At 73.9% G+C, this 25,612-nt stretch carries 28 protein-coding genes (1 of these 28 only partly in view); 24 read left to right on the top strand and 4 right to left on the bottom strand.

The genetic code is table 11. The features are described 5' to 3' along the window. Positions 1 to 2 precede the first annotated feature (2 nt). From PIR53_07455 to PIR53_07435, 5 genes are read left to right on the top strand one after another with little or no spacing between them, the layout of a single operon-like run. Entirely contained in the window at positions 3 to 1,409 is a 1,407-nt protein-coding gene (locus PIR53_07455; protein ID WZH53820.1) for a bifunctional 3,4-dihydroxy-2-butanone-4-phosphate synthase/GTP cyclohydrolase II, read from the top strand. After that, on the top strand, positions 1,406 to 1,900 hold the full coding sequence (gene ribH / locus PIR53_07450) for a 6,7-dimethyl-8-ribityllumazine synthase (protein WZH53819.1): 495 nt from the start codon (positions 1,406 to 1,408) through the stop codon (positions 1,898 to 1,900). The genes PIR53_07455 and ribH overlap by 4 nt, the downstream gene beginning before the upstream one ends. 11 nt (positions 1,901 to 1,911) lie before the next feature. Then, the gene (locus PIR53_07445; protein WZH53818.1) at positions 1,912 to 2,175 is read left to right on the top strand and encodes a phosphoribosyl-ATP diphosphatase; all 264 of its coding nucleotides are present in this window, start codon (positions 1,912 to 1,914) and stop codon (positions 2,173 to 2,175) included. Between the two features lie 43 nt (positions 2,176 to 2,218). Then, positions 2,219 to 3,100: an ATP phosphoribosyltransferase gene (hisG, locus tag PIR53_07440; GenBank protein ID WZH53817.1), complete on the top strand. Its 882-nt coding sequence runs from the start codon at positions 2,219 to 2,221 to the stop codon at positions 3,098 to 3,100. Further along, positions 3,084 to 3,536, top strand: coding sequence for a PH domain-containing protein (locus PIR53_07435; GenBank protein WZH53816.1), 453 nt, complete (start codon positions 3,084 to 3,086; stop codon positions 3,534 to 3,536). Before hisG ends, PIR53_07435 begins: the two co-directional genes overlap by 17 nt. 80 nt (positions 3,537 to 3,616) lie before the next feature. On the opposite strand, the gene PIR53_07430 is transcribed toward PIR53_07435, so the two are convergent. From PIR53_07430 to PIR53_07420, 3 genes are read right to left on the bottom strand one after another with little or no spacing between them, the layout of a single operon-like run. Further along, positions 3,617 to 4,243, bottom strand: coding sequence for a 4-amino-4-deoxy-L-arabinose transferase (locus PIR53_07430; GenBank protein ID WZH53815.1), 627 nt, complete (start codon positions 4,241 to 4,243; stop codon positions 3,617 to 3,619). Continuing rightward, on the bottom strand, positions 4,218 to 5,456 hold the full coding sequence (locus PIR53_07425; protein ID WZH53814.1) for an amino acid deaminase/aldolase: 1,239 nt from the start codon (positions 5,454 to 5,456) through the stop codon (positions 4,218 to 4,220). Before PIR53_07425 ends, PIR53_07430 begins: the two co-directional genes overlap by 26 nt. A gap of 1 nt (position 5,457) precedes the next feature. Beyond that, on the bottom strand, positions 5,458 to 5,934 hold the full coding sequence (locus PIR53_07420) for a hypothetical protein (protein ID WZH53813.1): 477 nt from the start codon (positions 5,932 to 5,934) through the stop codon (positions 5,458 to 5,460). Positions 5,935 to 6,016: 82 nt separating this feature from the next. Between PIR53_07420 and PIR53_07415 the strand changes: the two genes are divergently transcribed. The 6 genes from PIR53_07415 (at position 6,017) to PIR53_07390 (ending at position 10,241) form a co-directional block, all read left to right on the top strand. After that, a complete protein-coding gene (locus PIR53_07415; GenBank protein ID WZH53812.1) occupies positions 6,017 to 6,550 on the top strand; it encodes an SseB family protein in 534 nt (177 codons plus the stop codon). Positions 6,551 to 6,844: 294 nt separating this feature from the next. Then, positions 6,845 to 7,573 carry a translation initiation factor IF-3 gene (infC, locus tag PIR53_07410; protein WZH53811.1) on the top strand — a complete coding sequence of 243 codons (729 nt, stop codon included), beginning with the start codon at positions 6,845 to 6,847 and terminating at the stop codon, positions 7,571 to 7,573. 108 nt (positions 7,574 to 7,681) lie between these two features. Continuing rightward, positions 7,682 to 7,876 carry a 50S ribosomal protein L35 gene (gene rpmI / locus PIR53_07405; GenBank protein WZH53810.1) on the top strand — a complete coding sequence of 65 codons (195 nt, stop codon included), beginning with the start codon at positions 7,682 to 7,684 and terminating at the stop codon, positions 7,874 to 7,876. Between the two features lie 62 nt (positions 7,877 to 7,938). Then, positions 7,939 to 8,325, top strand: a complete 387-nt coding sequence (rplT, locus tag PIR53_07400; GenBank protein ID WZH53809.1) for a 50S ribosomal protein L20 — start codon at positions 7,939 to 7,941, stop codon at positions 8,323 to 8,325. A gap of 89 nt (positions 8,326 to 8,414) precedes the next feature. Next, complete coding sequence (locus PIR53_07395) at positions 8,415 to 9,170, top strand: RNA methyltransferase (GenBank protein ID WZH53808.1); 756 nt, start codon at positions 8,415 to 8,417, stop codon at positions 9,168 to 9,170. A 9-nt stretch (positions 9,171 to 9,179) separates the two neighbouring features. Further along, a complete protein-coding gene (locus PIR53_07390) occupies positions 9,180 to 10,241 on the top strand; it encodes an ATP-binding protein (protein ID WZH53807.1) in 1,062 nt (353 codons plus the stop codon). Between the two features lie 70 nt (positions 10,242 to 10,311). Here the strand turns inward: PIR53_07390 and PIR53_07385 are convergent, their stop codons facing one another. Beyond that, complete coding sequence (locus tag PIR53_07385) at positions 10,312 to 10,809, bottom strand: MarR family transcriptional regulator (protein ID WZH53806.1); 498 nt, start codon at positions 10,807 to 10,809, stop codon at positions 10,312 to 10,314. 40 nt (positions 10,810 to 10,849) lie between these two features. On the opposite strand from PIR53_07385, the gene PIR53_07380 reads away from it, so the two are divergent. The 13 genes from PIR53_07380 to PIR53_07320 form a co-directional block, all read left to right on the top strand. Then, on the top strand, positions 10,850 to 11,833 hold the full coding sequence (locus PIR53_07380; protein WZH53805.1) for an EamA family transporter: 984 nt from the start codon (positions 10,850 to 10,852) through the stop codon (positions 11,831 to 11,833). A gap of 77 nt (positions 11,834 to 11,910) precedes the next feature. Further along, positions 11,911 to 13,020: a phenylalanine--tRNA ligase subunit alpha gene (gene pheS / locus PIR53_07375; GenBank protein WZH53804.1), complete on the top strand. Its 1,110-nt coding sequence runs from the start codon at positions 11,911 to 11,913 to the stop codon at positions 13,018 to 13,020. A gap of 1 nt (position 13,021) precedes the next feature. Then, the gene (gene pheT / locus PIR53_07370; GenBank protein WZH53803.1) at positions 13,022 to 15,529 is read left to right on the top strand and encodes a phenylalanine--tRNA ligase subunit beta; all 2,508 of its coding nucleotides are present in this window, start codon (positions 13,022 to 13,024) and stop codon (positions 15,527 to 15,529) included. 175 nt (positions 15,530 to 15,704) lie between these two features. Further along, positions 15,705 to 16,745 carry an N-acetyl-gamma-glutamyl-phosphate reductase gene (argC, locus tag PIR53_07365; protein ID WZH53802.1) on the top strand — a complete coding sequence of 347 codons (1,041 nt, stop codon included), beginning with the start codon at positions 15,705 to 15,707 and terminating at the stop codon, positions 16,743 to 16,745. Beyond that, the gene (locus tag PIR53_07360) at positions 16,742 to 17,170 is read left to right on the top strand and encodes a hypothetical protein (protein ID WZH53801.1); all 429 of its coding nucleotides are present in this window, start codon (positions 16,742 to 16,744) and stop codon (positions 17,168 to 17,170) included. The genes argC and PIR53_07360 overlap by 4 nt, the downstream gene beginning before the upstream one ends. 85 nt (positions 17,171 to 17,255) lie before the next feature. Then, positions 17,256 to 18,407 carry a bifunctional glutamate N-acetyltransferase/amino-acid acetyltransferase ArgJ gene (gene argJ / locus PIR53_07355; GenBank protein ID WZH53800.1) on the top strand — a complete coding sequence of 384 codons (1,152 nt, stop codon included), beginning with the start codon at positions 17,256 to 17,258 and terminating at the stop codon, positions 18,405 to 18,407. 26 nt (positions 18,408 to 18,433) lie between these two features. After that, positions 18,434 to 19,384: an acetylglutamate kinase gene (gene argB / locus PIR53_07350; protein ID WZH53799.1), complete on the top strand. Its 951-nt coding sequence runs from the start codon at positions 18,434 to 18,436 to the stop codon at positions 19,382 to 19,384. After that, positions 19,384 to 20,583, top strand: a complete 1,200-nt coding sequence (locus PIR53_07345) for an acetylornithine transaminase (GenBank protein WZH53798.1) — start codon at positions 19,384 to 19,386, stop codon at positions 20,581 to 20,583. The genes argB and PIR53_07345 overlap by 1 nt, the downstream gene beginning before the upstream one ends. Next, positions 20,580 to 21,545 (top strand): ornithine carbamoyltransferase, encoded by a 966-nt coding sequence (gene argF / locus PIR53_07340; protein ID WZH53797.1) that lies wholly within the window; start codon positions 20,580 to 20,582, stop codon positions 21,543 to 21,545. The genes PIR53_07345 and argF overlap by 4 nt, the downstream gene beginning before the upstream one ends. Positions 21,546 to 21,618: 73 nt before the next feature. After that, entirely contained in the window at positions 21,619 to 22,140 is a 522-nt protein-coding gene (locus tag PIR53_07335; protein ID WZH53796.1) for an arginine repressor, read from the top strand. A 74-nt stretch (positions 22,141 to 22,214) separates the two neighbouring features. Continuing rightward, positions 22,215 to 23,645, top strand: a complete 1,431-nt coding sequence (argG, locus tag PIR53_07330; GenBank protein WZH53795.1) for an argininosuccinate synthase — start codon at positions 22,215 to 22,217, stop codon at positions 23,643 to 23,645. 2 nt (positions 23,646 to 23,647) lie between these two features. Continuing rightward, on the top strand, positions 23,648 to 25,093 hold the full coding sequence (gene argH / locus PIR53_07325; GenBank protein WZH53794.1) for an argininosuccinate lyase: 1,446 nt from the start codon (positions 23,648 to 23,650) through the stop codon (positions 25,091 to 25,093). A gap of 35 nt (positions 25,094 to 25,128) precedes the next feature. Beyond that, positions 25,129 to 25,612, top strand: the 5' portion of a protein-coding gene (locus tag PIR53_07320; protein ID WZH53793.1) for a DNA-3-methyladenine glycosylase. Its footprint extends 119 nt past the window's final position; the window shows 484 of its 603 coding nt (coding positions 1-484); it begins with the start codon at positions 25,129 to 25,131; the stop codon falls past the right edge of the window.

The raw sequence follows: 25,612 nt of genomic DNA, 5'->3' as shown, positions 1-25,612 counted from the left end.
CCATGAGCGAGAGAGTCCGTCTCGACTCCGTCGAGCGCGCCGTCGCCGACATCGCCGCCGGCAAGGCCGTCGTCGTCGTCGACGACGAGGACCGCGAGAACGAGGGCGACATCATCTTCGCCGCCGCGAAGGCGACGCCGGAGCTGATGGCCTTCACCATCCGGCACTCCTCGGGCGTCATCTGCGCGCCGATGCCCGGCCACATGCTCGACCGGCTCGAGATCCCGCTCATGACGCCGCACAACCGCGACCCGCTGCGCACGGCGTACACGATCTCCGTCGACGCCCGCGACGGCACGACCACGGGCATCTCGGCGGCCGACCGCGCCCGCACGGTGAAGGTGCTCGCCGACTCCGCCACGGAGCCGTGGGAGCTGACGCGACCCGGTCACGTGTTCCCGCTGCGCTACCGCGAGGGCGGCGTGCTCGTGCGCCGCGGCCACACCGAGGCCGCGGTCGACCTGGCGCGGATGGCCGGGCTCACGCCCGCCGGCGTGCTCGTCGAGATCGTCAACGACGACGGCACGATGAAGCGGGCGCCCGAGCTGCGCGCGTTCGCCGACGAGCACGACCTCGCGATGATCTCCATCGAGGACCTCGTGCGCTACCGCCGCCGCACCGAGCAGCACGCGGTGCGGGTCGCCGAGACGCGGCTCCCCACCGCGCACGGCGACTTCACCGCGGTCGGCTACCGCATCACCATCGACGGCAGCGAGCACGTCGCGCTGGTGCACGGCGACATCTCCGACGCCAGCGACGAGGCTCCGGTGCTCGTGCGCGTGCACTCGGAGTGCCTCACCGGCGACGTGTTCGGCTCGCAGCGCTGCGACTGCGGTCCGCAGCTCGACGAGTCGCTCGCCCGCATCGTCGCGGAGGGACGCGGCGTCGTCGTCTACCTCCGCGGCCACGAGGGCCGGGGCATCGGCCTCGTCGCGAAGCTGCAGGCCTACCAGCTGCAGGACGGCGGCCGCGACACCGTGGACGCCAACCTCGACCTCGGCCTGCCCGCCGACGCGCGGCACTACGGCACGGCGACGCAGATCCTCCGCGACCTCGGCATCTCCTCGGTGCGGCTGCTCACCAACAACCCGGAGAAGACGTCGAACCTGGAGGAGTACGGCGTGCGCGTCACCGAGCGCGTGCCCCTCGCCCCCCGGCCGAACGACCACAACATCGCCTACCTCCGCACGAAGCGCGACCGCATGGGCCACCAGCTCGACGGCCTCGACGCGTACGTCGCGAGCCTCGCCGACCCGCACCTGCGGGAGGCGGCCCTCGCCGACGAGGCCGACCTCGTGGTCGACCCGCCCCGGGTGGACGCGGTGACCCACGACCCGAGCGGCAACGCGACCATCCCCGACGTGCACGCCGACCGCCCCGCCCACGACCTCGAAGGAGACCGCCGATGAGCGGCCACGGAGCCCCCGACCAGCGTCCCGGCGACGCGTCCGACCTGTCCGTCGCGGTCGTCGCCGCCAGCTGGCACGACGTCGTCATGGACGGCCTGCTCGCCGGCACCCACCGCGCACTGGCCGACGCGTCGGTGACCGCGCCCACCGTCGTACGCGTGCCGGGGACGTTCGAGCTCCCCGTCGTCGCCGCGGCCCTCGCGGCGACCCACGACGCCGTGGTGGCGCTCGGCGTGGTGATCCGGGGCGGGACGCCGCACTTCGAGTACGTCTGCTCCGCGGCGACCGACGGACTCACGCGCGTCGCCCTCGACAGCGGCACGCCCGTCGGCTTCGGCGTGCTCACGTGCGACACCGAGGCCCAGGCCCTCGACCGCGCCGGGCTCGAGGGCTCGGCGGAGGACAAGGGCTACGAGGCGACGTCCGCGGCCCTGGCGACCGCGCGCCTGCTGAAGGACCTCGCGGTCGGGAGCGCCGCGACGACGCCGTAGGCTGAGCGCCCGTGAAGACGTTCGAGGAGCTCTGGGTCGAGCTCGAGGACAAGGCCCGCACGCGTCCCGACGGCTCCGGCACGGTGGCCGAGCTGGACGCGGGCGTGCACGCCATCGGCAAGAAGCTGGTCGAGGAGGCCGCCGAGGTCTGGATGGCCGCGCGCTTCGAGTCGAAGGAGCAGGTGGCGCTCGAGGTCAGCCAGCTGCTCTACCACGCGCAGGTCATGCTGCTGGCGAGCGGCGTGACGCTCGACGACGTCTACTCCCATCTGTGAGCGCCCCGGTCCCGTCCGCCCGCTCACCCAGGAAAGACCCCCGATGACGATCCCCAGCACGACCGACCTGCTCCGCGTCGCGGTGCCCAACAAGGGCGCCCTGTCCGTGGCGTCGGCCGAGATCCTCTCCGAGGCCGGCTACAAGCAGCGTTCGGACTCGAAGAAGCTGACGCTCGTCGACGCCGAGAACGGCGTCGAGTTCTTCTACCTCCGCCCCCGCGACATCGCGCTGTACGTCGCGGACGGCACGCTCGACATCGGCATCACCGGCCGCGACCTGCTGCGCGACTCGGGCGCCAACGCCACCGAGCTGCGCCCGCTCGGCTTCGGCCGCTCGCGGTTCTTCTTCGCCGGTCCCGCCGGTCGGTACTCGAGCCTCGCCGACCTGGCGGGCCTGCGGATCGCGACGTCGTACGTCGGCGTCGTGCAGGCCTACCTCGACGAGCACGGCATCGACGCCACGGTGACCCGGCTCGACGGCGCGGTGGAGACCAGCATCCAGCTGGGGGTCGCCGACGTCATCGCCGACGTCGTGGAGACCGGCTCGACGCTGCGCCAGGCGGGTCTCGCCACCTTCGGCGAGTCGCTGCTCGAGTCGGAGGCGGTGCTCATCGGTCGCCCCGACGACGAGCGCACGGCCGAGCAGGCGAGCGCGCTCCGCGTCTTCCGTCGCCGCGTCGAGGGCGTCCTCGTGGCGCGCAGCTACGTGATGATGGACTACGACATCGCCGAGAAGGACGTCGCCGCGGCGACGGCGGCGGCGCCCGGCATCGAGTCGCCGACGATCTCGCCGCTGCAGCGCGAGGGCTGGGTGGCGGTGCGGGTCATGGTGCCCCGCGCCGGTGCGCAGCGGCTCATGGACGAGCTCTACGACCTGGGCGCCCGCGGCATCCTCATGACGGAGATCCATGCCTGCCGCCTCTGATCCGGTGCCGGTCCCGCTGCCGCGCACCTGGCGCCCCCTGGGCACGGCCATCGCCGCCGCGTTCTCCAGCGCGACGGTGCTGGTCGCGATGCTGGCCGCCTGGTTCCTGCTGGACGCCGAGGTGCGGGCCAACTTCTCGTGGTTCCAGCGCATCACCATGCTGCTCCTCCTCGCGGGTGCCGGCGCGGTGCTCTGGGGCGTGGTCCGCTGCCGCGTGACCGCGACGGTCGACGGCCTGGTCGTGGTGAACGGCTACCGGCGCTACTCCTACGACTGGGCGCAGGTCGTCGCGGTGCGGATGCCCGACGGCGCCCCCTGGGCCACGATCGACCTCTCGGACGGCACGGCCCGCCCGGCGATCGGCATCCAGGCCTCCGACGGTTCCCGCGCCCGCACCGCCGTCCGCGAGCTGCGCGAGGTCATCGACGCCGCCTGACCCCGCGTCGAGTTGTCACGTACGCCGCGTTCTCGCGCCGAGTTGTCACGAATCGTTCGAGACAACTCGGCGCAGACCCCTCAGCGCACCACCCGACCGTGGGCGTCGAGGCGGACGTCGGCGGCGGTGCGGGTGCCGTGGGCGCCGAAGTGCACGGTCTCGGCGCGCGCCCACGCCCGCAGGTGGTCGGCCGCCGCCTCGCCGTCGCGCTCGATCCCGCGCCGCAGGCGCAGGGCCGCCGGGGCCTCGACCCACACCAGCACGCTCCGGTACGGCGCGAGCGGCGCCGCCCCCGACCCGACGCCCTCGAGGAGCACGACGCCGCGGGGACCGACGGGTGGCACGACGTGCTCCTCGGCGAACCGCCCGGCGTGCCAGTCGTAGCGCCGGTACGACCCAGGGCGCCCCGCGGCCAGCGGCTCCACGACGTCCCGCGCGACCCGACCGGGGGCGGCACCGAGGCCGTCCCACCCGTCGTACTGGTCGTCCATGTGCAGCTCGACCACCTCGTGGCCGGCGGCCGTCAGCGCGTGCGCGAGGGCGGCGGCGGCCGTGGTCTTGCCGGAGCCCGACGGCCCGTCGACGCAGACGAGTCGCCCGGCGGCGAGCCGCGCGGGGGCGGTGCCGACGAGCCGGGTGAGGACCTCGAGCGTCCCGACCGGCAGGCCCGCCGCCCGGGCCTCAGCCGAAGGCCTGGCCCGCGCCACGGTAGGTGGGGACGGTCGCGGTGATGCGGTCGCCCGCGAGGAGGTGCGCGACGTCGGTGTGCTCGAACGGCTCGCCCGACTTCGCGTGCCGGAACCACACGAGGTCGCCGATGCGGAGCAGGTCGGCACCGGGGCCGACGAGCGGTGTCTGCACCTCGCCGGCCGCCTCCAGCGCGGTCAGCTCGAGCCCGGGCGGTGCCCACGGGAGCACCTGGCGGTCGGGACCGGCGGGGCCGGACGCCGTGTACCCGCCCCCGTGCACCGTCGCGACGCCCGGCCCGGGCCGGCGCGTCACGGGGACCCCCAGGAACGCAGCGGGTCGCGGCGTGAAGGAGCGGTAGTGGTCGAACAGGCCGGGGACGAGCAGGCCCGAGCCGGCCGTGACCTCGGTGACCGACGGGTCGGCGGCGGACTCGGCGATCGAGCCCGAGCCGCCGGCGTTGAAGAACGAGAGCTCGGCCAGCTCGGCGATCCCGGCCGCGACGGCGGCGCGCCGCTCGCGGAGCTGGGCCAGCGACGCCTGCTTGATCCGACGCACGACGGCCATCCGGGGCCCCTGGCCCGGCACGCGGTCGGGCACGCCGGCCACCTGGCCCTCGTAGGTCATCACCCCGGTGAGCACGAAGCCCGGGCGCTCGACGACGGCACGGGCCAGGGCCAGCGTCGCCTCCGGGGTGCGCAGCGGCGAGCGCTTCGGGCCGACGTGCACGCCGCCCGGTGCCTGGAGGCCGGCGTCCACGTCGATCGCGACGCGCACCGGCACGGCCTTCGAGGACCGCACGCTGTCGACCACGTCGAGGTGGGCGACGTCGTCGACCATGATCGTCACCGCGCTGGCGGCCGACGGCGACGAGGTGAGGCGCCGCAGCGCGGGGCGGTCGACGGTGGGGTAGGCGACCACCACGTCGTCGCTGATGCCCTCGTCGACCAGCCACAGGGCCTCGCGCAACGTGTAGCCCAGCACCCCGGCGAAGCCGTCCCGGGCGAGCGCCCGCTGCACGAGCGCGGGCACGCGGAGCGACTTCGAGGCCACCCGGATCGGCGTGCCGCCGGCGCGGGCGACCAGGTCGTCCGCGTTGGCGTCGAAGGCGTCGAGGTCGACGACGGCGCAGGGCGTCGCCGGAGCGGGGTCGAGCGCGGCGACGGCCGCCCCGAGGCGGGCGGCGAGACGGTGGCGCTCGACGAGCGCGGGGACGGACCGGCGGCCCGCCACGTCAGCTGATCCCCCGACGGCGGAGGATCGCCTCGATGTCGTCGAGGTCATCGTCCCCGCCCGCACGACCACCTCCGCCGGCCGTGGCCGGCGGCGCGGCCCGGCGTCCGGCCGGTGGTACGGCCCGGCGCTCGGCGCCCTCGCCGACCTCCCGGGGCGTGGCGGTGCGGGGCGTCGTGCCGACGCCCTTCGCGGCGAGCGCGCCACCGAGCAGCACGAGCAGGACGCCCGCGCCGGCGAGCGCGATGCCCGTCCACACGACGGGGGAGAAGACGAGCCCGCGGGCCCAGTCGCCGACGTCGACGGCGATCTCCCCGGCGAGCTCCAGCGTGCCGGTGAGGTACGCCGCGGGCGCCAGCAGCGTCAGTCCGGCGCCCCGCACGGCGGCGGCCACGCCCCGCGTGCGCCAGGCCACGACGGTCCAGATGGCTCCGATGGCGGTGAGCACGACGGCGAGGGCGAGCCAGGTTGCGTCCACCCCTCCACCCTAGGCCGTCCGCGGGTGGGGGAGCGGGTGCACCGGTTCGGTCCGGGGCGGCGCGGCTGGCATCATGGCGCGGGTGAGTGGACCCCTCGCCCCGCAGGACCGCTTCGCCGGCCGCGTCATCCCGACGTCGGCCTTCGGCGACGACACCGGCGAGGCCCCGGAGGCCCTGGTGGCCGTGCTGGCGGCGTACGCCGCGGGGGAGGCCGACGACGCCGACGTGCTCGCGGTGCTGGGCGACTCCCGCCTGCTGGTGCCCGTGGTCGCCGTGCTCGGCGAGGTCGAGGTCGACGAGAACGGCCTGGCCCACGACAAGAGCAGCGACATGGCCACGGTGCTGGTCACCGGCCGTGACGGTCGCCGGGCGCTCCTCGCCTTCACCGGCCAGGAGGCGCTGACCCGCTGGCGGGCCGACGCCCGGCCGGTGCCCGTCGCCACGCAGCTGGCGGCCGCGTCGGCGCTGCAGGACGGGGCGGCGGCGGTCGTCGTCGACATCGCGGGCCCGGTGCGCTTCGTCGTGCCCGGCGAGGACCTCGGCGCCCTCGCGCGCGGGTGGGAGCTGCGCCGCGTGGCCGGCGGCCACGCGTGGATTGGCGTCGAGGCGGAATAGTCCCGTACTGTCTCCCGTTGACCGATCAGTGGTGAGCTGCGCCTGCAGCGATCCGCCGATCTCCAAGCGGAGACCAGCAGCAATCCCGTCTCCCACCCGCACCGACCGCGAGGTCGTCGGGTCCGGTCGAGGCGACGCCCCGCCTGCGGGGTCCGTCGGCTCACGCGTCGTCCGACGCCCTCCCCCGGGAGGCGCGGCGTGCGACGTGGCGACGTGGTCGCGACTGGCTTCCGCTAGGACACCTTTGTCAAGCGGGAGCCTTTTTTCGTTCTCCGGCCCGGTCGCTCCGGGCGGGTGCACGCGGGGCGGTTCCCGTCCGCCGTACCCCCAGGAGGACACATCAGCACCGAGCTGCGCATCAACGATCGGATCCGGGTCTCCGAGGTCCGACTTGTCGGTCCCAACGGCGAGACCGTCGGCATCGTCCCCACGGGCGACGCACTTCGACTCGCGCAGGAAGCCGGCCTCGACCTCGTCGAGGTCGCGCCGATGGCGCGTCCGCCGGTCTGCAAGCTCATGGACTACGGCAAGTTCCGCTACGAGGCCGCCCAGAAGGCTCGCGAGGCCCGACGGAACCAGTCGAACGTGATCATCAAGGAGATGAAGCTCCGGCCCAAGATCGACTCGCACGACTACGAGACCAAGAAGGGTCACGTCGTGCGGTTCCTCAAGGGCGGGGACAAGGTCAAGATCACGATCATGTTCCGCGGTCGCGAGCAGCACCGCCCCGAGCTCGGGTTCCGGCTGCTGCAGCGCCTCGCCGACGACGTCGAGGAGCTGGGCTTCGTCGAGTCGTCGCCGAAGCAGGACGGCCGCAACATGATCATGGTGCTCGGGCCCCACAAGAAGAAGGCCGACGCTCGCGTCGAGGTCGAGGCCGAGAAGGCATCGCGGGCCGCGGAGCGGGCCGAGGCCGTGGCGGACGAGCGCGCCGAGCGCGACGCCGCCCACGCCGCCGGTCCCGTGGCGCAGAAGAAGGCGCGCGGCCGCTCGGAGAACCTCGACCCCGAGATCGAGGCCTGAGCAGCACCACCGACGTCCCACGGCGGCGGGCGACTCGTCCGCCGCCGGTTGTCGAACGCGCCACCCGTCCGCCGGCGGGTGGCACCGAAGAAGAGAGTTGAGTCAACGATGCCGAAGAACAAGAGCCACTCGGGCGCCGGCAAGCGGTTCCGGGTGACGGGCAGCGGCAAGATCCTGCGGGAGAAGGCCGGCAAGCGCCACAACCTCGAGAAGAAGCCCTCGAAGGTCACCCGCCGCATGACGGGCACCGTCGAGGTCGCCGCGGCCGACGTGCCGCGCGCCAAGAAGCTGCTGGGTCGCTGACCCTCCCACCCCCCTCGGGAGTCGAGCACGACCCCGCACCATCCTCGATCTAGGAGATTCACGTGGCACGCGTCAAGCGGGCGGTCAACGCCCAGAAGAAGCGCCGGACGACCCTCGAGCGCGCCAGCGGCTACCGCGGCCAGCGCTCGCGCCTCTACCGCAAGGCGAAGGAGCAGGTCACCCACTCGCTCGTCTACAGCTACAACGACCGCCGCAAGAACAAGGGCAACTTCCGTCGTCTGTGGATCCAGCGCATCAACGCCGCCGCGCGGGCGCAGGGCATGACCTACAACCGCTTCATCCAGGGCCTCGGCCTCGCGGGTGTCGAGGTGGACCGCAAGATCCTCGCGGAGCTCGCGGTCAACGACACGGCCGCGTTCAACGCGCTCGTGGAGACGGCCCGGGCCGCGCTGCCCGAGGACGTCAACGCGGAGAAGGCCTCGGCCTGACCAGCAGCACCCCCGCCGCGCCGGACCCGGCGCTCCTCACCACGAGGAGCGCCCGGGTCAAGGAAGCGCGGAAGCTCAGCCGCCGCTCGGTGCGAACCGAGCGGCGGCTGTTCGTCGTGGACGGCCCGAAGGGCCTCGAGGCGGCCCTCGAGACGCCCGGGCGGGTGCGGGAGGTCTTCGTGACCCCCGCTGCCGCGGAGCGGTACGCCGCGCTCCTGGCCACCCTCGACCGCACCGCCCCCGACGTGCCCGTGCACCGGGTCGACGGCCCGGCGATGGACGCCCTCAGCGACGCGGTGACCCCTGCCGGTGTGGTCGCGGTGTGCACGCCGCTCGACGTCCCGCTGGCCGACCTGCTGGCGCCCGGCCCGCGCCTCCTGGCGCTGTGCGCCGACGTGCGCGACCCGGGCAACGCCGGCACCGTCGTCCGCTGCGCCGACGCCGCCGGCGCCGACGGCGTGGCCCTCCTCGGCAACGCCGTCGACCTGCACAACCCGAAGACCGTCCGGGCGAGCGTGGGCAGCGTGTTCCACCTGCCGATCGCCGCCGACACCGACGTCGCGGGCGCGGTGGCCGCCGTGCGCGCCGCCGGCGTGCGGGTGCTCGCCGCCGACGGAGGCGGGCGTCTCGACCTGTTCGAGGCGGAGGCGTCCGGCCTGCTCGCCGAGCCCACCGCCTGGCTGCTCGGCAACGAGGCCTGGGGCCTGCCCGAGGAGGTCGCGGCCCTGGCGGACGACGTCGTCAGCATCCCCATCCACGGCCGCGCGGAGAGCCTCAACCTGGCGACCGCCGCCGCGCTCTGCCTCTACGCCTCGGCGCGGGCCCAGCGCGCACCCGGCGCCTAGGATCCCCGCATGGACGCGACGGGGCCCCGCACCGACGACCTGACCGTCTGCGACCTCGTCGACGCGCTGCCCGACGGCGTCGTGATCGCGGACGCCGACGGGATCGTCACCCACGTCAACGCCGCGGCGGCCCGCTGGCTGCACGTCCCGGCGGCCGAGGCGCACGGGCGGCCGTTGGCCGACGTGCTGGTGCTCCTCAACACCGAGGGCTGCGACTGGGTGCGCTACAACGCGCCGTACGGGAGCCTGCGCACGCGCGTCGGCGTGCCCGAGCAGTCGTGGCTGCTGCCCGACGGGCACGAGGTGCTGACCGCGGCCCGCATCGTGCGCGACGCCGAGGGAGCCGTCGTGCGGGTGGCGGTGACGCTCCGCTCGGGACGGGGGCGGGAGCGGCTCGACCGCGAGCGCTCCGACCTGGTGGCCACCGTCGCCCACGAGCTGCGGTCCCCGCTGACCGGGGTCAAGGGCTTCGTGCAGGCGATGCTCAACCGCTGGGACGTCCTCAACGACGAGCAGAAGCGGCTGATGCTCACCACCGTCAACGCGGACGCCGACCGCCTCAGCCGCCTCATCACCGAGCTGCTCGACGTGGCGCGCATCGACACGGGCCGGCTGTCGCTGCACCGCCGCCCGTGCGACGCCGCCGAGCTGGCCGGACGCGTGGTCTGCTCCGTGGGGGCCGGTACGTCGCGCACCGTCTCCCTCGAGGTCGACGGCGAGCTGGAGCCCGTGCTGGCCGACCCCGACAAGTTCACCCAGGTGCTCACCAACCTGGTCGAGAACGGGGTGCGGCACGGGGAGGGCACGGTGCTCGTGCGGCTGGCGCCCACGAGCGACGGCGCCGCCGTGCGCATCACGGTGGACGACGAGGGCCGGGGGATCCCGGAGGAGATCCGGCGCCGCGTGTTCACGAAGTTCTGGCACTTCGGACAGGCGGGCGGGTCGGGGCTCGGGATGTACCTCGTCGGCGGTCTCGTCGGCGCCCACGGGGGCACCACCGAGATCGGCGAGACCGCGGACGGCGGGGCGCGGGTGGCCGTGACCTGGCCGGTTGTCCGCGACGACGACTGAGGTGACGACCGAGGCGACGACCGAGGCGACGACTGATCGGACCGGGGAGCCGGGGAGGGCCGGTCCCGCCTCAGGCGTCGAGCGACGCCGCCCAGCGGCGCAGCAGGTGCTCGAGCTGCGCGCGCTCGTCGGCGTCGAGCCCGGCGACGAGGCGGTGCTCGTTCTCCATGTGCTCCGTGTAGGCCTGGTCGATGAGCCGACGCCCCGCCTCGGTCAGGCCGACGACGCGGCCCCGGCCGTCCAGGTCGCTCGGCTGGCGGCGCACCAGGCCCGCGGCCTCGAGCCGGTCGAGCCGCTTGGTCACCGCGCCGCTCGTCACCATGGTGGTCTGCGCGAGCGCGCTCGGCGTGAGCTCGAACGGGTCCCCGGCCCGGCGCAGCGTCGCGAGCACGTCGAACTCGCCCTGGCCGAGCCCGTGCCGGCGGTAGACGACCAGCAGCTCGTCCATCAGCCGGTCCGCGAGCCGGTGCGTGCGACCGATGAGGCCCTGGGGGGAGGTGTCCAGGTCGGGGCGCTCGCGCGCCCACTGCTCCTGGATCCGGTCGACGTGATCGGGCTCTCGTTCCACGACCGGGAATATACCTTTCCTGGAAGGCATTATCCCTTCCGTGGAAGCGAAACTCCGTTGGACCCTGATCACCGCGATCGCCCCGATCGCGTGGGGGAGCACCTACTTCGTCACCAAGCACGCCCTGCCGGCCGACGCCGCCGTCTGGGGTGCCGCCCTCCGTGCCGCTCCGGCGGGACTCCTGCTCCTGCTGCTCGCGCGGCGTCTGCCGCGGGGCGCGTGGTGGGGGCGCGCCATGCTGCTGGGCACGACGAACGTGGGTCTCTTCTTCTGGCTCGTGTACGTCGCGGCGCAGCGCCTGCCGTCCAGCGTCGCCTCGGTGGTCATGGCCGGCGCGCCGCTGGTGATGCTCGCGATGGCCTGGGCGATCGAGGGCGACCGTCCCCGGCTCCAGGGCGTCGTCGCCTCGGTCGTGGGCCTCGGCGGCGTCGTGCTCGTCGTCGGGGGAGCGGTCGGTGCGCCCGACGGCTGGGGGCTCGCCGCGTCGGGCGCCGCGCTCCTCTCCTCCAGCGTGGGCTTCCTGCTCGCCCGCCGCTGGAACCGCATCGACCCCGTCCCGGTCGTCGCGTCCACCGCGTGGCAGCTCGTCGCAGGCGGCGCCGGTCTGCTCGTCGCGGCCCCGCTCCTCGAGGGCGCGCCGCCGGCGGTGGACGCCCCCGCGGTCGCGGGCTACGCCTACCTCTCGCTGGTCACCACGGCGCTGGCGTTCGTCTGCTGGTTCAACGGGCTGAGCCGTCTCGGCGTCGTGGAGGTCGGGGTCATCGGCCTGCTCAATCCGGTCACGGGGGTGCTGCTCGGCACGCTCCTCGGTGGCGAGCACCTGGGTCTGGTCCAGGCCCTCGGGATCATGGTGGTCCTCGCCGCCGTCGTCGCCGCCAACCTCCCGGCGCGACCCGCGGCGCGACCCGTGGCGCCACCCGCGGCGCGTCCCGCGACCCCCGCCCCGGTGGCGCGCCGGTCCGCGGAGGACCTCGTGCGCGCCGTACCCGTAACCGGTTCGCCCCGCACCCGCGCCACTTCCTAGACTGACCCGCGGCCCGTCGGCCGCGAGCTCGCGACGACGGCGCCCTCCTGCAGCTCGCCCACCGCGGAAAGGCCCCGATGTCCGGCCCCAACAACGAGTTCGATCCCGTCGAGGTGACCCCGCTGAAGGCCGAGGAGGTCGAGGCGATGACCGAGGCGGCCCTCGCCGCCGTCGCCGCCGCGACCGACCTCGACGCGTTGAAGCAGGTGCGCATCGAGCACACCGGTGACCGCTCCCCGCTCGCCCTCGCCAACCGCGAGATCGGCGCCCTGCCGCCCCAGGCCCGCAAGGACGCCGGCCAGCGGGTCGGCAAGGCCCGCGGCGCGGTCAACCAGGCGCTCGCCGCCCGGCAGGCCGTGCTCGAGGTCGAGCACGAGGAGCGGATGCTCGCGGAGGAGACCGTCGACGTGACGGTCGCCGTCGACCGCCGCCCGCGCGGCGCGCGGCACCCCCTGACCACGGGCGCCGAGCGCATCGCCGACGTGTTCGTCGCCATGGGCTGGGAGATCGCCGAGGGGCCGGTGCTCGAGGCGGAGTGGCTGAACTTCGACGCGCTCAACCTGGGGCCCGACCACCCGGCGCGCACGATGCAGGACACGTTCTGGACCGACCCGGCCGAGAACCACGTCGTGCTGCGCACGCACACGTCGCCGGTGCAGGCGCGCACGATGCTGACGCGCACGCCGCCGATCTACGTCGCCTGCCCGGGCCGCGTCTTCCGCACGGACGAGTACGACGCGACCCACTCCCCGATGTTCCACCAGGTGGAGGGCATCGCCATCGACGAGGGCATCACGATGGCCCACCTCAAGGGCACGCTCGACCACTTCGCCGCCGCCATGTTCGGCGAGGGCATCTCGACGCGCTTCCGCCCGTCGTTCTTCCCCTTCACCGAGCCGAGCGCCGAGGTCGACCTCGTCTGCTTCGTGTGCCGCGGGACGACGGTGGACGCCGACGGCGCCACCTGCCGCACGTGCCGGGGCGAGGGCTGGATCGAGTGGGGCGGCTGCGGCGTCATGAACCCGCGCGTGCTCGTCGCGTGCGGCGTCGACCCGGAGCGCTACACCGGTTTCGCCTTCGGCATGGGCATCGACCGCACCCTGATGTTCCGCCACGGCGTGGAGGACCTGCGCGCCTTCTTCGAGGGCGACGTCCGCTTCGCCACGGCCTTCGGAACGGAGATCTGAGATGAAGGCACCCGTCTCCTGGATCCGCGAGCATGTCGACCTGCCGGCCGACGTGACGACGGAGGAGCTCGCCCGCCGGCTCACCGACCTCGGGCTCAAGCTCGAGGCCATCGAGCGGCCGGGCCACGACATCACCGGTCCGCTCGTGGTCGGGCGCGTCCTCACCAAGTCGCCCGAGCCGCAGAAGAACGGCAAGACGATCAACTGGTGCACCGTCGACGTCGGCGACGCCAACGGCACCGGCGAGCCGCAGGGCATCGTCTGTGGCGCGCACAACTTCGAGCCCGGCGACCTCGTCGTCGTCGTGCTGCCCGGCGGCGTCCTCCCGGGCGACTTCGCGATCTCCGCGCGCAAGACCTACGGGCACCTCTCGGCCGGCATGATCTGCTCCGCGGCCGAGCTCGGCCTGCCCGCGGGCTTCGGCGGCGCGAGCGACGGGATCATCGTGCTCCCGGCCGACGCGGGCGCGCCCGGCGACGACGCGTTCGCGCTGCTCCCGCTGCGCGACGAGGTCATCGAGTTCGAGATCAACCCCGACCGGGCCTACGCGCTGTCCCTGCGCGGCGTGGCGCGGGAGGCGGCGCTGGCGTTCGACGCGCCGTACTCCGACCCCGTCGACCGCCCCGTCCCCGCCGCCGACGGCGAGGGCCACCCGGTGGTCGTCGACGACCCCGACGGCTGCCCGGTGTTCGTGGCCCGCACCGTCTCGGGCTTCGACCCGACGGCGCCGACGCCCGACTGGATGGCCCGTCGCATCCAGCTCGCCGGCATGCGGCCGATCTCGCTCGCGGTCGACGTGACGAACTACGTGATGCTGGAGACGGGTCGCCCGATCCACGGGTACGACGCGGACAAGGTCCGCGGCACCGTCCGCGTCCGTCGCGCGACGGCGGGGGAGCGGCTCACGACCCTCGACGGCACCGACCGTGCGCTGAGCCCCGAGGACCTCGTCGTGACGGACGACTCGGGGATCATCGGGCTCGGTGGCGTCATGGGCGGCGAGACGACCGAGATGTCGTCGACGACGACCCGGGTGCTCGTGGAGGCCGCCCACTGGGACGCGGTCTCCATGTTCCGCACCGGGCGCCGCCACAAGATCACCTCCGAGGCCGGCAAGCGCAACGAGCGTGGCGTCGACCCCACCATCTGCGAGGCCGCGGCCGACCGGGTGGTCGAGCTCCTCGTCGCCCACGGCGGCGGCACGGCCGAGCCGGGCGTGACCGTCGTCGGCACCCCGCCGGCGCCGACCACGGTCACCGTGGCCGCCGACCTGCCGGCCCGGGTGTCGGGCATCGCCATCGACGCCGCCACCACGCGCCGCCACCTGGAGGCGGTCGGCTGTCGGGTCGAGGGCGACGACGCGGCGCTGACGGTCACGGTGCCGCCGTGGCGTCCCGACCTCACCGACCCCTTCGACATGGTCGAGGAGGTCGTCCGCATCGTCGGGTACGGCGCGGTCCCGTCGGTCCTGCCGACCCCGACCGCCGGACGCGGCCTGACCCGGGAGCAGCGACTGCGGCGCCGGGTCGGGCGTGCGCTCGCCGGCGCGGGCCTCGTCGAGGTGGTGAGCTTCCCGTTCACGGGCGAGGCGGCGCTCGAGGCGCTCGAGGTGCCGGCGGACGACGAGCGGCGCCGCACCGTGCGGCTCGCCAACCCGCTCTCCACGGAGGAGCCGGTCTACACGACCACGCTGCTCACCGGCACGCTCGCCGCCGCCGCGCGCAACACGGGCCGCGGCCTCCCGGGTGTCGCGCTGTTCGAGACGGGCACGGTCGCGTTCGCCTCGGACGTCGCCGCGCCGCTGCTCGGCGTCGACTGGCGCCCGACCGACGACGAGCTGGCCGCCCTGCTCGCGGCCCTGCCGCGCCAGCCGCTGCACCTGGCCGTCGTCATCGGGGGCCAGCGGGAGAACGCCGGCTGGTGGGGTGCGGGCCGCGACGCCGACTGGGTCGACGTCGTCGGCGTCGTCCGCGACCTGGCGGGCGAGCTCGGCGTGGAGGTGCGGGTCGAGAACGACCAGCTCGCGCCCTGGCACCCGGGGCGCTGCGCCAAGGTCGTGCTGGTCGGCGCGGACGGCACCTCCACGACGCTGGGCCACGCGGGCGAGCTGCACCCCCGCGTGGTGACGCGTCTCGGCCTGCCGCCGCGCACGTCCGCGGCGGAGCTCGACCTCGACCTGCTGCTGGCCGCCGTGCCGGAGGCGGTGCGGGGACCGGTGTTCTCGACGTACCCCGTCGCCAAGGAGGACGTCGCCCTCCTCGTCGACGCGGCGGTGCCGGCGGGCGACGTCGAGGCGGCGCTGCGCGAGGGCGCGGGCGCGCTGCTCGAGTCGCTGCGCCTGTTCGACGTCTACACCGGTGCCGGCGTGCCCGAGGGCAAGAAGTCGCTCGCGTTCGCGCTGCGGTTCCGCGCCCTCGACCGCACCCTGGCCGAGGGCGAGGCGGCCGCCGCGCGCGACGCCGCCGTCGCCCTCGCCACCGAGCGCACCGGAGCCGCGCTCCGCGCCTGACCGTCGATGGTCATGCAGGTGGTCGGTTCCCCGGCTGACCGGGGAACCGACCGCTTTGACCATCAAAATTGATGGTCGAAGTGGCGTGTTCCCCGGTCAGCCGGGGAAAGTGTCGGGCCGCGCCACGCCCGCGAAGCGAAAGAATTCGCGTGCTCATGCATGGCCATGTATGTTCATGCACATGACGTCTCCCTTCTCCGTCGCTGTCGCCGGGGCGAGCGGGTACGCCGGCGGCGAGGTCCTCCGGCTGCTCCTCGGCCACCCGGACGTCCGCATCGGTGCCCTCACCGGCGGCTCCAACGCCGGCCAGTCGCTCGGCGCCCTGCAGCCGCACCTGGTGCCCCTCGCCGACCGGGTCCTCGAGGAGACGACCCCCGAGACGCTGGCGGGCCACGACGTGGTCTTCCTCGGCCTGCCGCACGGGCAGTCCGCCCCGATCGCGGAGGCACTGGGCGACGACACGATCGTCATCGACTGCGGCGCCGACTTCCGGCTCGTCGACGGCGCCGACTGGGAGAGGTTCTACGGCTCGGCGCACGCCGGCACGTGGCCGTACGGCCTCCCGGAGCTCGCGGGTCAGCGGGAGCAGCTGCGCGGCGCGCGGCGCATCGCGGTCCCCGGCTGCTACCCGATGGTCTCGACGCTGACGTTCGCGCCCGCCGTGGCCGCGGGCCTCGTCACCGGCGACCTCACCGTCGTCGCCGCCTCGGGCACGTCCGGGGCGGGCAAGGCCCCGAAGCCGCACCTCCTCGGCAGCGAGGTGATGGGCAACGCGAGCGCCTACGGCGTGGGCGGCGTCCACCGCCACACCCCCGAGATCCGGCAGAACCTGGGTCGGCTGACCGACGCCGACCTCAAGGTCGGCTTCACCCCGCTCCTGGTGCCGATGGCGCGCGGCATCCTCGCCACCTGCACGGCCCCCCTGACCGGCGACCTCACGGCCGACGAGGCCCACGAGGTCTACGCGAAGGCGTACGCCGACGAGCCCTTCGTCCACGTGCTGCCGTCCGGGATGTGGCCCGCGACCCAGTCGGTCCTCGGGTCCAACGCGGTGCACCTGCAGGTCACCGTCGACGAGGCCGCCCACCGACTCGTCGCCGTGGGTGCGGTCGACAACCTCGCGAAGGGCACCGGCGGCGCCGCCGTGCAGTGCATGAACCTCGCCCTCGGTCTCGACGAGACGACCGGCCTGTCGACCGTGGGGCTGGCCCCGTGAGCGCCCCGCAGGACGAGACCCGGCCCGCGACGTACGAGCTCGCCCGCTTCCCCGAGACCCTCGCGATCGTGCGCCTCGGACCCGGCTCCACCATCCCCGCGTGGGCGGAGTCCTCGTCGGTCTTCCAGGTGACGGCCACGGCGACGGAGACGACGGTGCTCTGCGCGGCGCGCAACGTGCCGACGAAGGCCCGCAGCGTGCGCCCGTTCACCGCGTTCCAGCTGGGCGGCGAGCGGACCGTGGCGGAGAGCGCCGCGCTCCTGCCGGACGTGCTCGCCCCGCTCGCGGACGAGGGCATCGCCGCGACCCCGCTGACGACGTACGACGCGCTCTGGGTGCTCGTCCCGGGTGACGAGGCCGACGCGGCCGAGGCGGCGTGGCGACGACGAGGGCACGCGGTCGGCGCCGCCGTCCCGGCGAGCTGAACCGCACCGCCCCGCGCCCCGTCCCGCCCGGCCCCGCGCCGGGCTCCCCGCCGCACCCGAGTGCGGCCGTGCCCCAGGAGCACCCATGACCGTCACCACCCCCGCCGGCTTCCGCGCCGCCGGCGTCCCCGCCGGGCTCAAGTCGACCGGCGCCAAGGACGTCGCGCTCGTCGTCAACGACGGCCCGCGCTTCGACTCGGCCTCCGTCTTCACGTCGAACCGGTGCAAGGCCAACCCGATCCTCTGGAGCCAGGAGGTCGTCAAGGACGGCGTCGTGCGCGCCGTCGTCCTCAACTCCGGCGGCGCCAACTGCTACACGGGCGCCCAGGGCTTCCAGACCACCCACGCGGTCGCCGAGCGCGTCGCCGACCGGCTGGGCATCGGCGCGATCGACGTCGTCGTCTGCTCGACCGGTCTCATCGGTCTCGCCAACCCGCGCCAGAACCTCCTCGACGGCGTCGACGCGGCGTACGACGCGCTGAGCGCCACCGGCGGCGAGGAGGCCGCGCAGGCGATCATGACGACCGACTCGGTGCACAAGCAGGTCGTCGTCGAGGGCGCCGGCTGGAGCATCGGCGGGATGGCCAAGGGGGCCGGCATGCTGGCCCCGCAGCTCGCCACCATGCTGGTCGTGCTCACGACCGACGCGGTCGTCGAGGCGGCCGACCTCGACCGCGCCCTGCGCGCGGCGACGCGGGTCAGCTTCGACCGCCTCGACTCCGACGGCTGCATGTCGACCAACGACACGGTGACCGTCATGGCGAGCGGGGCCAGCGGCATCACCCCGACGCTCGACGACTTCACCGACGCGCTCACCCAGGCGTGCACCGACCTGGCGATGCAGCTGCTCAAGGACGCGGAGGGCGCCGACCACGAGATCGCCATCACGGTGGTCAACGCGGCGAGCGAAGACGACGCGGTCGAGGTGGGCCGCAGCGTGGCCCGCTCCAACCTGTTCAAGGCCGCGGTCTTCGGCAAGGACCCCAACTGGGGTCGCGTGCTGGCCAGCATGGGCACGACGCAGGCGGCGTTCGACCCCGCCGACCTCGACGTCGCGATGAACGGCGTCTGGGTGTGCCGTGCGTCCACGCCGGCGGAGGACCCGGCGGGCGTGGACCTCACCCCGCGTGAGGTCAGCGTGACGATCGACCTGAAGTCCGGCGACGAGCGGGCGACGGTGTGGACCAACGACCTCACCCACGCCTACGTCCACGAGAACAGCGCGTACTCGTCGTGACGAGCCCCAGCGAGGAGACGACCGGCATGAGCACCGACGAGGTCCACTACAAGCCGAAGGTCGACACGGCCAAGGCCGCGACGCTCGCGGCCGCGCTGCCGTGGCTGAAGGCCTACAACGGCAAGATCCTGGTCATCAAGTACGGCGGCAACGCCATGACCGACGACACCCTCAAGCAGGCGTTCGCCGAGGACATCGCGTTCCTCCGCTACGCCGGCTTCCACCCGGTCGTGGTCCACGGCGGCGGTCCGCAGATCAGCACCATGCTCAAGCGGCTCGACATCTCCTCGGAGTTCCGCGGCGGCCTGCGCGTCACCACGCCCGAGGCGATGGACGTCGTGCGGATGGTGCTCGTGGGCCAGGTCCAGCGCGAGCTGGTCGGCCTGCTCAACACCCACGGCCCGATCGCGGTCGGCCTGTCGGGCGAGGACGCCGGCCTCTTCACGGCCGTGCCCGCGACGACGGTCGTCGACGGCGAGGAGGTCGACCTCGGCCTCGTCGGCGAGGTCGGCTCGGTGCGTCCGGAGGCGGTCCTCGACCTCGTCCACGCCGGCCGCGTGCCGGTGATCTCGAGCGTCGCTCCCGACGCCGACGGCGTCGTGCACAACGTCAACGCCGACACCGCCGCCGCGGCGCTGGCGGCAGCGCTGGGCGCGGAGAAGCTGCTCGTGCTCACCGACGTCGAGGGCCTCTACCGCGACTGGCCCAACAGCCCCGACCTCATCGGCGAGATCAGCCCGGAGAGCCTCGAGGAGCTGATGCCGACGCTGGCCAGCGGCATGGTCCCGAAGATGACGGCCTGCCTCAACGCCGTGCGCGACGGCGTGCCCCGCGCCACCGTCGTCGACGGCCGCGAGCCGCACGCGGTGCTGCTCGAGATCTTCACCGACGAGGGGATCGGCACGCAGGTGCTGCCGGGCGTCCCCACCAAGATCCGCACCGCGAAGGTGCCCCCGAAGCCGAAGGACGAGATCTGATGACGACGAGCGGGTGGGGCGAGCGCTACTCCGACGCCCTGATGAACACGTTCGGTCCCCCGAAGACGACCCTGGTCTCCGGCTCCGGCGCGCGGGTCACCGACGCCGACGGCAAGGAGTACGTCGACTTCCTCGGCGGCATCGCCGTCAACACGCTGGGCCACGGCCACCCCGCGCTGGTGCGGGCGGTGAGCGAGCAGGCCGCGCGGCTCGTGCACGTCTCGAACTTCTTCGCGACGCCCCCGCAGGTCGAGTTGGCGGAGCGCCTCCTCGGCCTGCTCGGCACCGAGGGCCGCGTGTTCTTCGCGAACTCGGGCACCGAGGCCAATGAGGCGGCGTTCAAGCTGACGCGCCGCACGGGTCGCACCCGGATCGTCGCCGCCGCCGGCGGCTTCCACGGCCGCACCATGGGCGCCCTCGCGCTCACCTCCAAGGAGGCCTACCGCACGCCGTTCGCGCCGCTCCCCGGCGACGTCACCTTCGTCGAGTACGGCGACGCCGCGGCCCTCGAGGCCGCCGTCGACGAGTCGGTGGCCGCGGTCCTGCTCGAGCCCGTCCAGGGCGAGGCCGGCGTCGTCGTGCCGCCCGCCGACTACCTGGTGCGCGCCCAGCAGGTGGCCCGCGACGCCGGCGCCCTGCTGTGGCTCGACGAGGTGCAGTCCGGCATCGGGCGCACCGGCACGTGGTTCGCCCACCAGAACCCCGCGCTCGTCGACGGCACGGTCGCGCCCGACGTGGTCACGCTCGCCAAGGGCCTCGCCGGGGGTGTGCCGATCGGTGCCTGCATCGCGACGGGCGGCAGCGGCAAGCTGTTCGACCCGGGCAACCACGGCACGACCTTCGGCGGCAACCCGCTCGCGACCGCGGCCGCGCTGGCCGTGCTCGACACCGTGGAGTCCGACGGCCTGCTCGAGCGCTCGCGCACGGCGGGCGCCCGTCTCGCGGAGGTGCTCGCCGCCGACGCGCGCGTCACCGAGGTGCGCGGCGCGGGGCTGATGGTCGGCATCGACCTGTCGGAGCCGTACGCCGCGGAGACCGTGGCCGCCGGCCAGGACGCGGGCTTCGTGCTCAACGCCCCCAGCCCGACGCGGATGCGCTTCGTGCCGCCGCTCGTCGTCACCGACGCCGACCTCGACGCGCTGGCCGCCGCGTGGAGCGGCATCCTCGACACGGCGTACGCCGCGGGCGGTGCCGCATGAGCGCCGACGGGACCGTGACGGTCCGCCACCTGCTCCGCGACGACGACCTCACCCCGGCCGAGCAGGCCGAGGTGCTGGCGCTCGCCGCGGCGTACAAGAAGGCGCCCTATGAGGCGAAGCCGCTCGTCGGTCCCCGCACCGTCGCGATGATCTTCGACAAGCAGACGCTGCGCACGCAGGCGTCGTTCGCCGCGGGCATCGCCGAGCTCGGTGGCCACCCCCTCGCGATCGACGGCAAGCTCGCCGCCATCGGCGAGCGCGAGTCGGTCGCCGACGTCGCGCGGGTGCTCGGCCGCCAGGCCAGCGCGATCGTGTGGCGCACCTACGAGCAGGCGAAGCTCGCCGAGATGGCGCAGTGGAGCGGTGTGCCCGTCGTCAACGCCCTGACCGACGACTTCCACCCCTGCCAGCTGCTCGCGGACCTGCTGACCATCCAGGAGGCGAAGGGGCGGCTCGCGGGCCTGACCGTCGCGTTCCTCGGCGACGCCGCCTGCAACATGGGCAACTCGTGGGCCATCGCGGGCGCCATGGCGGGGATGGACGTCGTCTTCGGGGCTCCCGAGGAGTTCTGGCCGGCGGCCGAGGTCCGGGAGCTCGTCGACGCCGCGCCGTGGGAGGGCCGCATCCGCACCCTCCCCGACCCGGAGGACGCGGTGCGCGACGCCGACGTCGTCGTCACCGACACCTGGGTGTCGATGGGCAAGGAGAGCGAGGCCGCGGAGCGGCTGGAGATCTTCGGACGGTTCGCCGTCACCGAGGAGCTGCTGACCCACGCGAAGCCCGACGCGGTCGTCCTGCACTGCCTGCCGGCCTACCGGGGCAAGGAGATCAGCGCCGAGGTCCTCGAGGGTCCGCGCTCGCTGGTCTGGGACGAGGCGGAGAACCGCCGCCACGTCCAGAAGGCCCTGCTCGCGTTCCTCATGCAGCGCTCCGGCGTCCTCGAGCCGGACGCCGCCGTCTGAGACCCGCACCCCGGCACCAGACCCGAGCACCGAGCACCAGCACCAGCACCAGCACGACGGAGAGGAGGGAACGATGAGCGAGACCGCGATGACACCGCTGACGAAGAACGCCCGCCAGCGCCGTATCACCGAGCTGCTCGAGCAGCACGAGGTGCGGTCGCAGACCGAGCTCGCCGAGCTGCTCGCGGCGCGCGGCGTCCACGTCACCCAGGCGACGCTCAGCCGCGACCTCGTCGAGATCGACGCCGTCAAGGTGCGGGCGCTGTCGGGGGCGATGGTCTACGCGGTGCCCGCCGAGGGGGGCGACCGCACCCCGACCCACCTGCGGGAGTCGGTGTCGGCGAGCGCCCGGCTCTCCAAGCTGTGCGCCGAGCTGCTCGTCAGCTCCGAGGCGGCCGGCAACCTCGTGGTGCTGCGCACGCCGCCCGGTGCGGCGCAGTACCTCGCGAACGCGATCGACAAGGCCGACCCCGCCGACGTGCTCGGCACCATCGCGGGCGACGACACCGTGCTCGTGATCGGGCGCGACCCCGCCCGGGGCGACGACCTCGCCCGACGATTCACGGCGCTGGCCGACGGTCACACCGGGGGCTGACCCCCGGCGGCCGCCGGCCCGCGCCGTACCCCAGACTCAGCTGCGACGACCCACGACGAAGGAAGACAACACACGTGAGCAAGGTCCTGACCACCCTTCCCGCCGGCGAGCGCGTCGGCATCGCCTTCTCCGGCGGCCTGGACACCTCGGTGGCCGTCGCCTGGATGCGCGAGAAGGGCGCGGTCCCGTGCACCTACACCGCCGACATCGGGCAGTACGACGAGCCCGACATCGACGGGGTGCCGGGACGCGCACTGGCGTACGGCGCGGAGCTGTCCCGCCTCGTCGACTGCAAGACCCAGCTGGTGGAGGAGGGGCTCGCGGCACTCGCGTGCGGCGCGTTCCACATCCGCTCCGCGGGCCGCACCTACTTCAACACGACGCCGCTCGGCCGAGCCGTCACGGGCACGCAGCTCGTGCGGGCCATGCACGAGGACGGCGTGGACATCTGGGGTGACGGGTCGACCTTCAAGGGCAACGACATCGAGCGGTTCTACCGCTACGGCCTGCTGGCCAACCCGGAGCTGCGGATCTACAAGCCCTGGCTCGACGCGGAGTTCGTCACCGAGCTCGGCGGCCGCGCGGAGATGAGCCAGTGGCTGTCCGAGCGCGACCTGCCCTACCGCGACAGCAAGGAGAAGGCGTACTCCACCGACGCCAACATCTGGGGCGCCACCCACGAGGCGAAGACGCTCGAGCACCTCGACGTCTCGCTCGAGACCGTGGAGCCGATCATGGGCGTCCGGTTCTGGGACCCCGCCGTCGACATCGCCACGGAGGACGTCACCATCGCCTTCGAGGGCGGCCGTCCGGTCGCGATCAACGGACGGCGGTACGACGACGCCGTCGCCCTCGTCCACGAGGCGAACCTCATCGGTGGTCGCCACGGCCTCGGCATGTCCGACCAGATCGAGAACCGCATCATCGAGGCGAAGTCCCGGGGCATCTACGAGGCCCCGGCGCTGGCGCTGCTGTGGATCGCCTACGAGCGCCTGCTCAACGCGATCCACAACGAGGACACGGTCGCGCAGTACCACAACGAGGGCCGCAAGCTCGGCCGGCTGCTCTACGAGGGCCGCTGGCTCGACCCGCAGGCGCTCATGGTGCGGGAGTCCATCCAGCGCTGGATCGCCTCGCTCGTCACCGGCGAGGTCACCCTCCGCCTGCGCCGCGGCGAGGACTACTCGATCCTCCGCACCGACGGCCCCGCGTTCTCCTACCACCCGGACAAGCTGTCGATGGAGCGCACGGAGAACGCCGCGTTCGGTCCCCACGACCGCATCGGCCAGCTGACGATGCGCAACCTCGACATCGCGGACTCGCGCTGGAAGCTCGAGGCCTACGCGGCGCAGCCCCTCGACCAGGGCCAGGTGCTCGTCGAGAACGGCACGCTCTTCGGCGAGATCGAGACGGGCGGGGCGGAGCGCATCGCCGACAACCCGTCGGTCGAGGGCGCCGAGGGCGAGGCGCTGGACGCCGCCGCCATGGAGTTCGGGACGGACTGACGATGGCGGAGCAGCGGTCCGAGGGGCCGAAGGACGAGGCGACCAACACGGGCAAGCTCTGGGGCGGCCGGTTCGCCGGCGGCCCGAGCCCGGAGCTCGAGGCGTTGTCGCGGTCGACGCACTTCGACTGGCGCCTGACCCCCTACGACCTCGCCGGGTCGCGGGCCCACGCCGGTGCGCTGCACCGCGCGGGTCTCCTCACCGACGCCGACCACGCCGAGCTGGTGCGCGGCCTGGACGTGCTGGGGGAGCGGTACGCCGCGGGGGACCTCCGTCCCGACCCCTCCGACGAGGACGTGCACGGTGCCCTCGAGCGGCTGCTGCTCGAGGAGGTCGGTCCCGACGTCGGTGGCCGCCTGCGGGCGGGTCGCTCGCGCAACGACCAGATCGCGACGCTGTTCAAGATGTTCCTGCGCGACCACGCGCGGGTCGTCGCGGGGCAGGTGCTCGACCTGGTCGACGCCATCGCGGGCCAGGCCGAGCAGCACCTCGGCGCGATCATGCCGGGGCGCACGCACCTGCAGCACGCGCAGCCCGTGCTGCTGAGCCACCACCTGCTCGCCCACGCCTGGGCCCTGCTGCGCGACGTGGACCGCCTCGCCGACTGGGACGCCCGGGTGGCCGCGGACTCGCCGTACGGCTCCGGCGCCCTGGCGGGCTCGAGCCTCGGCCTCGACCCCGCCGGGGTCGCCGCCGAGCTGGGGTTCACGGGCTCCACGGCGAACTCCATCGACGGTACGGCGGCCCGCGACTTCGTCGCCGAGCTCGCCTTCGTGGGAGCGATGGTGGGCGTGGACGTGAGCCGGTTGGCGGAGGAGGTCATCCTCTGGTCGACCGCGGAGTTCCGCTTCGTGCGGCTCCACGACTCGTGGTCGACCGGGTCGAGCATCATGCCCCAGAAGAAGAACCCCGACATCGCCGAGCTGGCACGCGGCAAGGCGGGGCGGTTGATCGGTGACCTGGCCGGCCTGCTCGCCACGCTGAAGGCGTTGCCGCTGGCCTACAACCGGGACCTCCAGGAGGACAAGGAGCCGGTGTTCGACACGGTCGACACCCTCGAGGTGCTGCTGCCCGCCTTCACGGGGATGGTCGCCACCCTCGGGTTCGATACCGAGCGGATGGCCGAGCTCGCTCCCCAGGGGTTCTCGCTCGCGACCGACGTCGCGGAGTGGCTGGTGCGGGAGGGCGTCCCCTTCCGGGTGGCGCACGAGGTGGCCGGCGAGTGCGTGCGCCGCTGCGAGGCGGCGGGCATCGACCTGCCCGACCTCAGCGACGCCGACCTCGCCGACATCCACCCGGCGTTGCACGCCGGCGTGCGGGAGGTGCTGACCATCGACGGCTCGGTCGCATCGAGGGACGGCATCGGGGGTACCGCGCCCGTGCGGGTCACCGAGCAGCTGGGCCAGGTGCGTGACCGCGCGACCCACCTGCGGGAGCGGTTGGCCTGACCGCCCCGCGGCCGACCGACGCGAGGAGCGACGACGTGAGCGACCTGTTCGACCGCCTGACCGGGCCGGTGGAGCAGGTCGCTCCGTCGTTGCTGGGGTGTGTGCTCGTGACGCCCGAGGTGCGGATCCGCATCACGGAGGTCGAGGCGTACGACGGGGAGCACGACCCCGCGTCCCACGCGTGGCGAGGCAAGACGGCGCGGAACGCCGCGATGTTCGGGCCGGCCGGGCACGCCTACGTGTACTTCACCTACGGCATGCACCACTGCCTCAACGTGGTGACCGGCGTGGAGGGGGTCGCGAGCGGGACGCTCGTGCGGGCCGGTGAGGTGGTCGGGGGAGTGGAGACCGCCCGGGTACGCCGCGGGGGAGCCCCCGATCGCGACCTCGCCCGGGGGCCGGCGCGCCTGTGCCAGGCCCTTGCCGTGGACCGATCGTTCGACGGCACCCCGCTGTTCGAGGAGGGGAGCCGGATCCGGCTCGAGGAGGGCGACACGCCCGATCCCGAAATGATTCTCA

The sequence above is a fragment of the Nocardioides alkalitolerans genome (genome assembly GCA_038184435.1).
Lineage (GTDB): Bacteria > Actinomycetota > Actinomycetes > Propionibacteriales > Nocardioidaceae > Nocardioides > Nocardioides alkalitolerans_A.
The sequence above is the reverse complement of the archived record's forward strand: the minus strand, read 5'-3'. Positions and strand labels throughout refer to the sequence as shown.

Excerpts from the sequence above, each read along its gene's own strand:
- PIR53_07455 (WZH53820.1), top strand. The coding sequence starts at position 3 with ATGAGCGAGAGAGTCCGTCTCGACTCCGTCGAGCGCGCCGTCGCCGAC.
- ribH (WZH53819.1), top strand. The coding sequence starts at position 1,406 with ATGAGCGGCCACGGAGCCCCCGACCAGCGTCCCGGCGACGCGTCCGAC.
- hisG (WZH53817.1), top strand. The coding sequence starts at position 2,219 with ATGACGATCCCCAGCACGACCGACCTGCTCCGCGTCGCGGTGCCCAAC.
- PIR53_07435 (WZH53816.1), top strand. The coding sequence starts at position 3,084 with ATGCCTGCCGCCTCTGATCCGGTGCCGGTCCCGCTGCCGCGCACCTGG.
- rpmI (WZH53810.1), top strand. The coding sequence starts at position 7,682 with ATGCCGAAGAACAAGAGCCACTCGGGCGCCGGCAAGCGGTTCCGGGTG.
- PIR53_07390 (WZH53807.1), top strand. The coding sequence starts at position 9,180 with ATGGACGCGACGGGGCCCCGCACCGACGACCTGACCGTCTGCGACCTC.
- pheS (WZH53804.1), top strand. The coding sequence starts at position 11,911 with ATGTCCGGCCCCAACAACGAGTTCGATCCCGTCGAGGTGACCCCGCTG.
- pheT (WZH53803.1), top strand. The coding sequence starts at position 13,022 with ATGAAGGCACCCGTCTCCTGGATCCGCGAGCATGTCGACCTGCCGGCC.
- argC (WZH53802.1), top strand. The coding sequence starts at position 15,705 with ATGCACATGACGTCTCCCTTCTCCGTCGCTGTCGCCGGGGCGAGCGGG.
- argJ (WZH53800.1), top strand. The coding sequence starts at position 17,256 with ATGACCGTCACCACCCCCGCCGGCTTCCGCGCCGCCGGCGTCCCCGCC.
- argB (WZH53799.1), top strand. The coding sequence starts at position 18,434 with ATGAGCACCGACGAGGTCCACTACAAGCCGAAGGTCGACACGGCCAAG.
- PIR53_07345 (WZH53798.1), top strand. The coding sequence starts at position 19,384 with ATGACGACGAGCGGGTGGGGCGAGCGCTACTCCGACGCCCTGATGAAC.
- argF (WZH53797.1), top strand. The coding sequence starts at position 20,580 with ATGAGCGCCGACGGGACCGTGACGGTCCGCCACCTGCTCCGCGACGAC.
- PIR53_07335 (WZH53796.1), top strand. The coding sequence starts at position 21,619 with ATGAGCGAGACCGCGATGACACCGCTGACGAAGAACGCCCGCCAGCGC.
- argH (WZH53794.1), top strand. The coding sequence starts at position 23,648 with ATGGCGGAGCAGCGGTCCGAGGGGCCGAAGGACGAGGCGACCAACACG.